The following is a 10,985-nucleotide window of genomic DNA, read 5'->3' as shown; positions in this document are numbered from 1 at the left end:
GCGGTTTGGCACCTCGATGTCGGCTCATCACATCCTGGGGCTGGAGCAGGTCCCAAGGGTTTGGCTGTTCGCCAATTAAAGTGGTACGTGAGCTGGGTTTAAAACGTCGTGAGACAGTTTGGTCCCTATCTTTCGTGGGCGCAGGATATTTGAGAGGAGCTGTTCCTAGTACGAGAGGACCGGAATGGACGAACCAATGGTGTTCCAGTTGTCGCGCCAGCGGCATTGCTGGGTAGCTAAGTTCGGAATGGATAACCGCTGAAAGCATCTAAGTGGGAAGCCAACCTTAAGATAAGATATCCCTCCTGATGGAAACATCAGGACTAAAGACCCCTTGAAGACTACAAGGTTGATAGGCCAGGTGTGTAAGTTCGGTAACGAATTTAGCTTACTGGTACTAATAGGTCGTGAGGCTTAGCCACAAAATAATTGACACAAATTAGATGGATTCTTTTATGTACTTATATTTAAATTGAATTGCAGAATGGATAATTTTCCATTCTGCTGAAAAAAGGTATATTTTTTTTCGGTGGCGATAGCGAAGAGGAAACACCCGTTCCCATCTCGAACACGGAAGTTAAGCTCTTGAGCGCTGATGGTACTGCATGGGCGACTGTGTGGGAGAGTAGGGCGCTGCCGAAAAATCATTTATAAACCCGGAATCATTTACTGGTTCCGGGTTTTTTATTTGAGAGCCTCTATTTATGTGTACTTATTTAGATGTAAAACCAGCGCCGAATGTTGAAATAATTATCCAGTCGCCTTTACTCATTTACACCTCTATTCCAAAGAAATTTATTATGAGTGAATTGAGCCATTTTCTTAGCACGGAATAAGAATAGTAACGGGTAGCAATCTCGTAATTGTGATTTACCATTTCTGCTTTTTTTTCAGGTGATTCCAGTATTTCCCTTACTTTTTGAACTGTTTTTTTGCTTAGAAATCCGTCCATGGCTATAAGGTTAAAACCTTTTGGCTCTATGTCTCTTACAAATGTAGCATACCGGTTTACCAGCATGGGTTTCCTGAAATAAATAGCTTCAAGAAAGGCATTGCCGAATCCTTCGTAAAGGCTTGGATATGTTATAAAGTCAGCATGGGGGTAGATATCCCAGAGCGAATATTGATTCGGGCTTTTCAATCCATCGTTTATTGGATCAGCTATACCGGTATCAAACAAGCGAAGATCTACACCGCGATCTTTTGCATTTTCTATAAGCCATTCGCCATATTCAAATCCTTCATCGCCTGCTTCGTGTGATATTACGAGCTTGTAACGTGGATCTTTTAATTCGTGGACCAGTTCAATAGCATGTTCAATTCCTTTTCTTTGAATGACCCTGGAAGGTTGAAGAATCATAACATCATCCGGCTTTAATCCAATTGAATTACGGAAATCTTCTGTGTGTTTTTTATCCACCAAGGGTGGATTGTCAAAATCCAGCACATTAGGAATAATGGTTGACGAAATTCCGGTACGAAGAGCCAGTTCTTCCTTGGCAGCTGAATTAATTACCACGTGTTCAATATTAGGCAGAGCAGGAGGAAAGGCCATTTGAATATAGTCGTTCACCGCATTAACCGTAAAACGTATCCTTTCCCAGTAGAAATCATGATGGTGCGCAATAGTTGGAATCTGAGTTTCAGCAATGAGTTCTGTTAAAGCCAATCCAAAAGGGATATGCATGGGAATGGTTAAAACATTTTCGGCTATCAACATGTCGATTTTAAAATTTTCTATGAATTCATAGAGTTTTGCTTTCAAATGGGATCTTAAGGAATGGATTGCTTCGGTTACATCGGGATTCCTTCCTTTTTTACCAATAACCTGGTCATTGATCCAGTTGTTTTCTTTATGCTTAAAGAAGGCTTCAGGGACCAGAAAGCTGTTTTGCGGATTTCTGTCAAGTTTACCGGCAAACCAGAAACAGGAATGCCCGCTTTTTTTTATAACCTGTGCCCACTTGCTCGATTCTAATGTAACTCCATCTGTTCCCGCAAAACGCGTTGAGACAAATCCTATGTTTTTACCCATTAATTATAGTTTCCTCTTTAATTTACGGCATTAGGGCTCAGAGATTTCAATGATAAAATTATCTAATGAAAAAGCCTTTATGCGTTTTATAATTTTATCCGCCTCTGTTTAATCCAGATATTTTATTAAAATAATGGAGAATTGAACAACACGAACTTTGAGTTATGGTTCTTTAACCACCAGAACTCAAGGTTCTGAAATATTACTTAAACAGGCGGAGGCTTTAAACTCCTCCTTTCTGACATTATATTTTTTCATCAATTTATTTAGTTGACGGGGGCTGATTCCGGCGGTCTCGGCGCTTTCTTTTATTCGGCCCTTGTTTACAGCTAAGAGTTCCTTTAAATAGCATCTTTCAGTCTGTTCCATGGCCGTGCGTCTTACCTCTGCCAGGCTGAGAGAAATATTCGGCTTTACCTGTACCCGCGGATTTGACGTGAAAAGCTCGTCAGGAAAGCTTTCAGGCGTTAATATTGAAGAGAATTCCAGTATGCAGGCACGCTCCATAAGGTTTTCCAGCTCACGGATGTTGCCCGGCCATGAGTACTTTTCAAAAGCATCTATGACATGAGGATGAACGTCATAAATTTCTTTTAGATCAAATTTTTTCAGCCTTTTAAGAATAACCTCGACAATATATGTGATGTCCTCCATTCTTTCTCTGAGGGGCGGGATCTCGAGTGGAAAGACATTTAATCGGTAATAGAGGTCTTTTCTGAATTGGCCGGCTTCGCACATTTTCTTTAAATCCGCATTCGTGGCCGCGATCACCCTCACATTAGCCTCGATAGTTCCTTCTCCGCCAACGCGATGAAAAGTTCCATCCTGAAGTATTTCCAAGAGCTTGATCTGTGCAGAGGACGTAATGGTGCCGATTTCGTCAAGGAAAATTGTGCCCCCTTGAGCGATTTCAAACTTGCCCAGCTTTCTCCGGACAGCCCCTGTGAATGCTCCCTTTTCATGTCCGAACAGCTCACTTTCCAAAAGAGTATCAGGGATGGCTCCACAATGAACGCTTATGAATGTGCCATCCTTTCGGTTGCTATGCTTATGAATCAGTCTTGCCAGCACACCTTTCCCTGTTCCTGTTTCACCGCTCAGGAGAACTGTGCTCTTGGTTGGCGACACAGATCGCACCTTATCAAAGATGTTCTTCATCAACGGGCTTCTCGTGCGCACGATTTCAAGTGAATCCTCTTGCCAGAATCTGTCTCGAAGATAATTGAGTTCGGATTCCATAATGATAGATTCATATATGCTTTGGGTGATATAGTTGACCTCATCCGGATTGACAGGATAGGTGAGGTAATCGCTGGCTCCCGCCTTAACGGCCCTCACGGCCTCCCTGATCATTTCCTGGGATGACATGGCAATGATTTGAGCTGTCGGATGCGCATGCCAAAACGGTTGCAATGCCGTTTTGTAGTTGTTGTTAAACATTGACTCGCAAAGAACTTCCACATCTATAAACAAAAATTCATACTGCTTTTTCCGAAACATCTCCAAGCAGCCATCCTTATCGGACACCACGTCGACCATGTATTCGGAGCGCATGCCGGCCCGGATCGTATTGCAGGCTGATTGGTTTTTGGAAGCAACAAGAACGAATTTCATCCATTCCCCCAGAGTAGAACATTAATAGTTCAAGTTAGATTATTCTATAGCGGCGGCTCCAAGACCGCAAATACTCTTTGCTTTATTCTATAAATTATCAATGTTTTCAACAAAAAAACAGAACCTTTAGTTCCAATTATCAACAATACAGGAATTCAGAGTTCCGATATACAAGTTTTCTTGTTCTTTTAACACATTGAACAATCATGGAGGTCTTTATGAAGGGTAAAAGGCATATTTTTCTGTAAGCATCGGAACCTATAGTTCCGGTGGCGATTTGCCCTTAACACAATAAATCCTGCAAAATCAAATAATTACAGTTTCGGCATGGATACTGCTTTCTAAAAACCAGGATGCGGGTCGAATCTACAGGTCTTGTCTCAAAATGCATAGACTTTTTAGACACCATTTACATGGGATTGTGGTTGAAGCGTTGAAAAAAATGAGCAAATCCGCAAAAGACCGCAAGGATTGTCCGGGTGTGTATTGTCGTGGATGCCTATCCAACAAAGTGTGAATAAAAAGCAGAACGGTAACTGTTGAATATGAGAAGATCATTCCTTAAGAAAGGAGGTGAAGGAAAGTAAAGGAAACGGTTGATAAGCTGACCACGGTCAGAGGCATTGTGATTCCTGCGGACTGGGATGAGGAAGGGGATGCCATTGCTGTTGCTGTTTCGAGTCTGGATGAACAGGAATATTTTATTGAACGAGATGAAAAAGGGAAAGAATTGCTGCAGCTTATGCAACAAGAGGTGGAAGTCAGCGGCACGGTCAGAAAGGCAACCAGGGGTCACAAAATAATTAGAGTGAAAAGTTATGGGTTGAAAACCGGTGGTGATTGGCGAATATGATCCACGGTAAAAACTATTTAATTAAGGAGGCAATTAACAGTGAAACTAAACAAAGGGTCTTTATTTTTGGGATTCTGCGCCATGGTACTGTTTTCAGTCATGTGTGCAGCGAATCTGTTTGCGGCAGATGAGGTTACGGTTACTGGGACAGTGTATGCAACAGCCTACGATGATAAGGGCGATGTGACAGCCGCAGTCATAGCCGGCTTAGGTGAGGAGTATATTATCGTCGACAATGTTGCTGGAAAAGAATTGTTCAAACTGGACTTTAAGCTTGTGAAGGCATCAGGTGTTATTGGCGCAGACAGTGAAGGCAATAACACTATCACTGTCACCAAGTACGAGGTTATACAGGAATAGGATAAAAAAAGAGCTTTGAATCAGTGAAAGAAATCACTCTTGAAACAAAAAGTGGGCAGGTAAAGTTGATGCAAAGCCGGCCTGTTATATGACTGCGCCACTTATAATCGCATTATATATGAAGCTGCCTGAATCTATTATAATTATAAACACTTAGACCAGGACTGTTCTTTTATGTGCTTTGCGGTTCGCAAGAATGTATCGGTGACGTAAAAAGATTTAAGTATTTGCCGGTGAGCCACAAAAAGAAAATAGAATCCTTTCTTTCGCCATTTTTGAAAAAAAATGGCGAAAGAAAAACTTTAAATATTATTATTGACTTTTAACTGCATTGTTATTAAGGCCTTCTAGGCTTGTAATAAAACTCTTTATTCAGACAGACAAAGGAGCAAAGTATAATGACAAAAACAGAACTAATTGAGCAGATGGCAGATGATGCCGGCATTTCAAAAACTGAGGCAGGCAAGGCTCTTAACTCGCTTGTTAACAGTATCGGAGAAGCTGTTAAAGAGGAGGATGGAAAAATCAGGCTTCCTGGTTTTGGAACCTTTTCAAAAGCATATCGTAAGGCCCGCCAAGGAGTGAATCCCGCAACCGGTAAAAAAATGACAATTGAAGCCCGTCATGTTGTGAAGTTTAAACCTGGCAAGACCTTAAAGGATGTGATAAAGGATGTGATCGCATAATTTTTTAGCGTAATATGATAAAGTGTCTTGGCTGACGAGTGGCGATGCGTTTTGCAACTTTTACAATCAGTCAAATGTCGAAACTATTTTAAGGAGAATTTATGGAAAATGAAAAAGCATACGCATGGATACGGTCCCCACTTAATGATGGATTTGAATGATTGCAATCCGGCAATCCTAGACGACCTTGACGCTTGTTTCAGGCTATTGAACACACTGCCTGAAAAGATTGGAATGACAAGAATAACTCAACCTTACGTGTTCCGATACTCCGGGCCGATATCCGAAGATGATGGTATTACCGGGGTAACTATTATCGCTGAAAGTCATATTTCACTTCATACCTACCCGAAAAAGAGCTTTGCGTTTGTAGACCTCTTTTCATGTAAACCCTTTGATGTGGATGGGGCCGGGGACTATATAATCCAATTTTTTGAGTCCAGGTCTCCCGTGATTCATGTACAGCAACGCGGCGCGGAATTTCCTTCTACCCTCCGATTGGCATCATAGGTAATCTCTTATGAAATTTAGTGCACATTCTGGTGCCTATGGTGCCATTCCGGAAGAATTTTGTCGTTATGAAACAGCATCCATTGCCATTTTGCCTGTTCCATATGATGGTACATCCACCTGGATGAAAGGCTCAGACCGTGGGCCTAAAGCCTTATTGGATGCATCTGCCAACATGGAACTATACGACATTGAAATGGATTTCGAAGTATTCAGACAAGGGATTGTGACAATGGATTCTGTTTCATGTCCTGACGATCCGGAAGACATGGTCGAGGCCGTATATAAACGGGCAAGACCGATCCTTGAGGACGAAAAATTTATGGTTGGAATAGGTGGTGAGCACAGTATTTCCGTGGGCTTGGTTCGAGCAGTGGCAGAACGGTTCCAAAATCTTTCAGTTCTGCAATTCGACGCTCACTCTGATATCCGAAATGAATATGAAGGCAGCCGATACAACCACGCCTGTGTCATGTCCAGGATCGGTGAAATCTGTCCTTATGTTCAGGCGGGGATTCGAAGCATGGATTCCTCAGAACTCGAAAGATTGAACATGGATCGCACTTTTTTTGCACATGAGGTCCTTAAGGGTTTAAATGTGAGTTCAAGAATGCTGAAAGAATTAACCCAGGATGTATACATTACGATTGATCTGGATGTTTTTGATCCCTCCATTATGCCATCGACCGGGACTCCGGAACCCGGGGGGTTGGATTGGTATACCTTGACAGGGTTAATAGAATCGGTCATACGGGAAAAGAACGTGGTCGGAATGGATGTAACCGAGCTATTGCCGAATCCGGCCAACAGAGCCCCGGATTTCATGGCCGCCAAATTGATCTATCGGGTCTTAAGCATGATCTTTGCGAAGACAAAGGAAAATTGATGGAAAAAAAAGACCTCTTAAGGAAACCGGTCGAGCATATCGACATCAAAACGTTTGATTCCAGACCGATAATAGATGGCTACGCTTCGATGGCTTTCCAGGCGCGTAACCTTGCTGAAGCAGCGAAAATCTATAATCGCATGATAGCTGACCGCGACTGCAAGATTATTCTTACACTTGCGGGCTCTCTGTTCAGCGCAGGATTAAAACATGTTGTAACAGATATGATAGATTGCAATATGGTTGATGTCATCGTTTCCACGGGCGCTATCATTGTTGATCAGGATTTTTTCGAAGCGCTCGGCTTTAAGCATTACATCGGCAGTCCATTTGCAGACGACATGGCATTGCGTGAACTTGCCATTGACCGGATTTATGATACCTACATTGACGAAGACGAACTGCGAATTTGCGACATGACCATAGCAGAAATTGCCGATACATTACCTTCGCGACCTTATTCCTCAAGAGAATTCATCCATGCTATGGGCGCTTATCTGGAAAGAGAGGGGTTAAAAGCAGAAAGGTCGGTGGTTTACTCTGCTTATAAAAAAGGGGTGCCAATCTTTGTACCCGCATTTTCAGATTGCTCCGCGGGTTTCGGACTGATCTACCATCAGCGGCATAAAAAAAAGGAACACCTGACCATAGATTCTGTCAGCGACTTTCGCGAATTGACAGAGATCAAACTTGCCGTCAAAGATACGGGTATCATAATGATAGGCGGGGGGGTGCCCAAGAATTTTGCCCAGGATGTAGTTGTAGCCACAGACATCCTGGGAGAAGAAAAGCCCATGCATAAATACGCGATTCAACTTACCGTGGCTGATGAACGGGACGGCGGTTTGTCAGGGTCCACGTTGAAAGAGGCATGTTCGTGGGGCAAGGTAGACCGGACGTTTGAACAAATGGTCTTTGGTGAGGCAACCCTTACACTTCCGCTCCTTGCCAGTGATGCCTTTCACCGAGGCGCATGGAAAAACAGATCGCCGGGGAATCTTTCTTCGCTTTTCATGAAATAGGTGTTGCAAACAGTTTTTTGCTTGCCTGAACTTTTAATCAATAGCCCATTTAAGCAGCAAGCTTCCTGATGTAAAACCAGCGCCGAATGTTGAAATAATTATCCAGTCGCCTTTGCTCATCATCCTTTTTTTGTAGGCTTCCGACATGGCAATCGGTATTGTGCCTGCTGTTGTATTGCCGTATTTTTCAATGTTGATTACTACCTGATCATCACCAAGCCCTATTTTTCTTGATACAGCATCGATTATTCTGCGGTTGGCCTGATGCGGAATAAACAGTTTGATATCTTTGTTTTTGAGGTTGTTTTTTTTCATAATTTTCAGAGAAATATCCGCCATTTCGGTTACAGCATACTTAAAGATTTTTTTACCCTCCTGACAAACGCAATGCTTTTTATTGTCCACAGTTTCATGAGAGGCCGGCATTAAACTGCCACCGGCCGGCATATTAAGGTATTTTATGCCTGAACCGTCCATATGGAAAATAAAATCCTCTACTCCGAGATCATCCTCATCCGATGCTTCCAGCAGAACAGCTCCGCCGCCATCTCCGAATAGAATACAGGTGTTTCTGTCTTCATAATTAACGATGGAGCTCATTTTATCCGCCCCGATTACCATAACCTTTTTGTGCGTTCCGGTTTCAATAAATTTTGAAGCGGTTGCTAAAGCGTAAATAAACCCTGAGCAGGCAGCGTTGATGTCAAATCCCCAGCATTTAGAGGCATTGAGTTTGCTTTGAACAAATGCCGCTGTCGGGGGCATAAGCATATCCGGAGTTGATGTCGCGACAATGATTAAATCAAGTTCATCGGCCGCAGTGTTTGTCTGCTCAAGCACTTTTTTCGCGGCTCTTACAGCCATATAGGAGGTTCCCTTATCTTTTCCCAGAACCCTTCTTTCCTTTATCCCTGTACGCGATATAATCCACTCATCATTTGTTTCCACCATCTTTTCTAAATCTTTATTTGTTAGTTTTTGAGTTGGAACAAAATGTCCGACTCCGGTTATGATAGCCCGCATTAGCAAAACCTCCTAAAATGTAATTTGAACCGCAAAAGCGAGTGCCGGCCTTGTCCCGCTTCAGCGGGTTGCGGAGAGCTTTAATTAAGATATTTTCTTTTAAGATTCAATATGTTTCTGACAGATTCCCTGCCTTTTTCCATTAGTTGATTAGAAAATTTAAGCCCATTTAATATTTCATTAAATGCGATCTCAATATTCGGACCTTTATGACATATAAGGGCAATATCTATATCAGCCTCCAGAATCCGCCTGATTATTGTTTTAATGTCAAAACGCTCTTTTATTGCCCCCATGTCCAGATCGTCTGTAATAACAATTCCGTTAAACCCCATCTGTTTTCGCAAAATATCGACGGCGATACGGTAGGATAAACTCGCAGGCCAGTCAGGATCGATTTGTTTGTAAAGTATATGCGACAGCATAATGCCTGCCACCTCATGCTTTATGGCGGCCTTAAACGGCAAAAGATCAACAGATTCCATGGAAATTAAATCTGTTTTTAAAGTCGGCATGTCAAGATGCGAATCCAGGGTAGTGCGTCCTATCCCAGGGAAGTGTTTTGCAACAGCCATAATTTTATTTTGCTGCAAAGTTTCTATTATTTTAATGCCCAGCTTTGATATCCAGGCAGGATCACTGCCAAAAGCCCTGCCTGCCATTATACTGTTTATCCCTTTTTGAGCCACATCCAGAACAGGGGCCATGTTCATGTTTATTCCAACCCCTTTAAGCTCTTTTGCCGTAACCTGTGCAAAGTTGACGGCATCTTCCTCCCCTTTCATTTGTGGATTGCCTGGGAACTGAGTAAAAGGGGGTTTCAGCCTGGACACCTGTCCGCCTTCCTGGTCAACGGATATAAATAGCGCGGGTTGCCCGCATTTTAATGCATATTCCTGCGCGGATAAGCACAGGTCTTTGATTTGTTCCGGAGAAGATAGATTCCTGGCAAAAAGAATTATCCCTCCAACCTTTATTGTATTGATCAAAAACTTAAGGTCGTCATTTAGTCCGGTTCCGTCAAAGCCGACCATCAGGCGTTGCCCGGCCAACTGTTCATTTGAAAGGTCTTTAATTTCCATGTTTCCCTGTTAGATTCTAATTTTAGTGTCGGATTTTTTCCGGATTTCCTGCAAGCCTTGCATGGATGTCACGGCTCCCCCTTACTCAATTATGCCTGATCATTCATAATGAGTCCACATCCTAATGACTTTAACCACTTTTTCGTCATCAAGAATCTGATAGACCAGCCGATGTTGAATATTTATTCGCCGCGAAAAGGCCCCGGATAAATTACCTAATAGCTTTTCAAATGGTGGAGGCGTCGTGTAAGGATTCTCACGCAGGATTTCAATTAGCTCCTCGGCTTTCGGACGCAGACCAGCAGCAGATAGCTTTTTGGCATCTTTTTGAGCTTGTTTTGTGAAAACCACTCGCCACATTACCAGTCAAGTTCCTGGGTGCATTCCTCGATTGGAGTGGCTAATCCTTCCCGAATTGATTCCCGCATACCAGGGATATTCAGAAGATAGATCGTTTCCTGTATGGAGCGCCAGTCATCCTCTGAGATAAGCACAGCATTGGCGCGCTTACCCTTTATGATAATTGGTTCGTGGGAAGACGCTGCTTCGTCAATAAGCCTATAAAGCTTTGATCTTGCTTCAGTGGCTGTTAGTGCCAGCATGATTTACCTCTGACGTAGTTTAATTTGTATACCCAGAAAGTACGTCATTGCGTACGTCTTGTCAAGTTTTATCATAGAGGCATAACGATGCTCTTCAGCCGCAGCAATCAGCTGCCCGCTGCGAGAGACTGCTTATGCGGCGTTAAACACTAATCTGAATTCTTTAACTGGTCATATTCGTCCGCAGTCATCATGTACGAGGGGTGATTGAGGCCCGTTGGCGCATAGTACTCATCATGACTGTAACGAAAACCTAGCTTTTCGAGGAGGTGACGCGAAGCTTCATTTTTGGGATTGTGGCCCGCGAAAAGG

13 protein-coding genes and 2 rRNA genes are annotated in these 10,985 nt (G+C 42.9%); 8 read left to right on the top strand and 7 right to left on the bottom strand.

The genetic code is table 11. From position 1 onward, the window contains the following. A 23S ribosomal RNA gene (locus VMW78_09480) occupies window positions 1–422 on the top strand; the annotation flags it as partial. A gap of 103 nt (window positions 423–525) precedes the next feature. Beyond that, window positions 526–642, top strand: a 5S ribosomal RNA gene (rrf, locus tag VMW78_09475). Window positions 643–772: 130 nt separating this feature from the next. On the opposite strand, the gene VMW78_09470 is transcribed toward rrf, so the two are convergent. Then, window positions 773–2,035: a glycosyltransferase family 4 protein gene (locus tag VMW78_09470; GenBank protein ID HUV51233.1), complete on the bottom strand. Its 1,263-nt coding sequence runs from the start codon at window positions 2,033–2,035 to the stop codon at window positions 773–775. 186 nt (window positions 2,036–2,221) lie between these two features. Continuing rightward, window positions 2,222–3,649: a sigma-54 dependent transcriptional regulator gene (locus VMW78_09465; protein HUV51232.1), complete on the bottom strand. Its 1,428-nt coding sequence runs from the start codon at window positions 3,647–3,649 to the stop codon at window positions 2,222–2,224. A 625-nt stretch (window positions 3,650–4,274) separates the two neighbouring features. On the opposite strand from VMW78_09465, the gene VMW78_09460 reads away from it, so the two are divergent. From VMW78_09460 to VMW78_09435, 6 genes are all read left to right on the top strand, one after another. Further along, complete coding sequence (locus tag VMW78_09460; protein HUV51231.1) at window positions 4,275–4,502, top strand: hypothetical protein; 228 nt, start codon at window positions 4,275–4,277, stop codon at window positions 4,500–4,502. A gap of 39 nt (window positions 4,503–4,541) precedes the next feature. Further along, window positions 4,542–4,862, top strand: coding sequence for a hypothetical protein (locus VMW78_09455; GenBank protein HUV51230.1), 321 nt, complete (start codon window positions 4,542–4,544; stop codon window positions 4,860–4,862). Window positions 4,863–5,260: 398 nt separating this feature from the next. Next, window positions 5,261–5,548 (top strand): HU family DNA-binding protein, encoded by a 288-nt coding sequence (locus VMW78_09450; GenBank protein ID HUV51229.1) that lies wholly within the window; start codon window positions 5,261–5,263, stop codon window positions 5,546–5,548. Window positions 5,549–5,656: 108 nt separating this feature from the next. Continuing rightward, the gene (locus VMW78_09445; GenBank protein ID HUV51228.1) at window positions 5,657–6,058 is read left to right on the top strand and encodes an S-adenosylmethionine decarboxylase; all 402 of its coding nucleotides are present in this window, start codon (window positions 5,657–5,659) and stop codon (window positions 6,056–6,058) included. 10 nt (window positions 6,059–6,068) lie between these two features. Then, a complete protein-coding gene (gene speB, locus VMW78_09440; GenBank protein ID HUV51227.1) occupies window positions 6,069–6,944 on the top strand; it encodes an agmatinase in 876 nt (291 codons plus the stop codon). Continuing rightward, window positions 6,944–7,966, top strand: a complete 1,023-nt coding sequence (locus VMW78_09435; GenBank protein HUV51226.1) for a deoxyhypusine synthase — start codon at window positions 6,944–6,946, stop codon at window positions 7,964–7,966. The genes speB and VMW78_09435 overlap by 1 nt, the downstream gene beginning before the upstream one ends. Before the next feature lie 33 nt (window positions 7,967–7,999). Here the strand turns inward: VMW78_09435 and VMW78_09430 are convergent, their stop codons facing one another. From VMW78_09430 to VMW78_09410, 5 genes are all read right to left on the bottom strand, one after another. Beyond that, window positions 8,000–8,989 (bottom strand): beta-ketoacyl-ACP synthase III, encoded by a 990-nt coding sequence (locus VMW78_09430; GenBank protein ID HUV51225.1) that lies wholly within the window; start codon window positions 8,987–8,989, stop codon window positions 8,000–8,002. 80 nt (window positions 8,990–9,069) lie between these two features. Further along, a complete protein-coding gene (gene nagZ, locus VMW78_09425) occupies window positions 9,070–10,071 on the bottom strand; it encodes a beta-N-acetylhexosaminidase (GenBank protein ID HUV51224.1) in 1,002 nt (333 codons plus the stop codon). 99 nt (window positions 10,072–10,170) lie between these two features. Further along, window positions 10,171–10,431 (bottom strand): Txe/YoeB family addiction module toxin, encoded by a 261-nt coding sequence (locus tag VMW78_09420; GenBank protein HUV51223.1) that lies wholly within the window; start codon window positions 10,429–10,431, stop codon window positions 10,171–10,173. Beyond that, complete coding sequence (locus tag VMW78_09415) at window positions 10,431–10,673, bottom strand: type II toxin-antitoxin system Phd/YefM family antitoxin (protein HUV51222.1); 243 nt, start codon at window positions 10,671–10,673, stop codon at window positions 10,431–10,433. The genes VMW78_09420 and VMW78_09415 overlap by 1 nt, the downstream gene beginning before the upstream one ends. A gap of 149 nt (window positions 10,674–10,822) precedes the next feature. Continuing rightward, window positions 10,823–10,985 (bottom strand): GNAT family protein (locus VMW78_09410; protein ID HUV51221.1); only part of this gene is annotated, 163 nt, incomplete at its 5' end.

It is taken from the genome of Anaerolineae bacterium (assembly GCA_035529315.1).
In the GTDB taxonomy this organism is placed as follows: domain Bacteria; phylum Desulfobacterota; class Desulfobacteria; order Desulfobacterales; family ETH-SRB1; genus Desulfaltia.
Note: the sequence above shows the minus strand (reverse complement) of the source record. Positions and strands in the feature narration are given on the sequence as shown.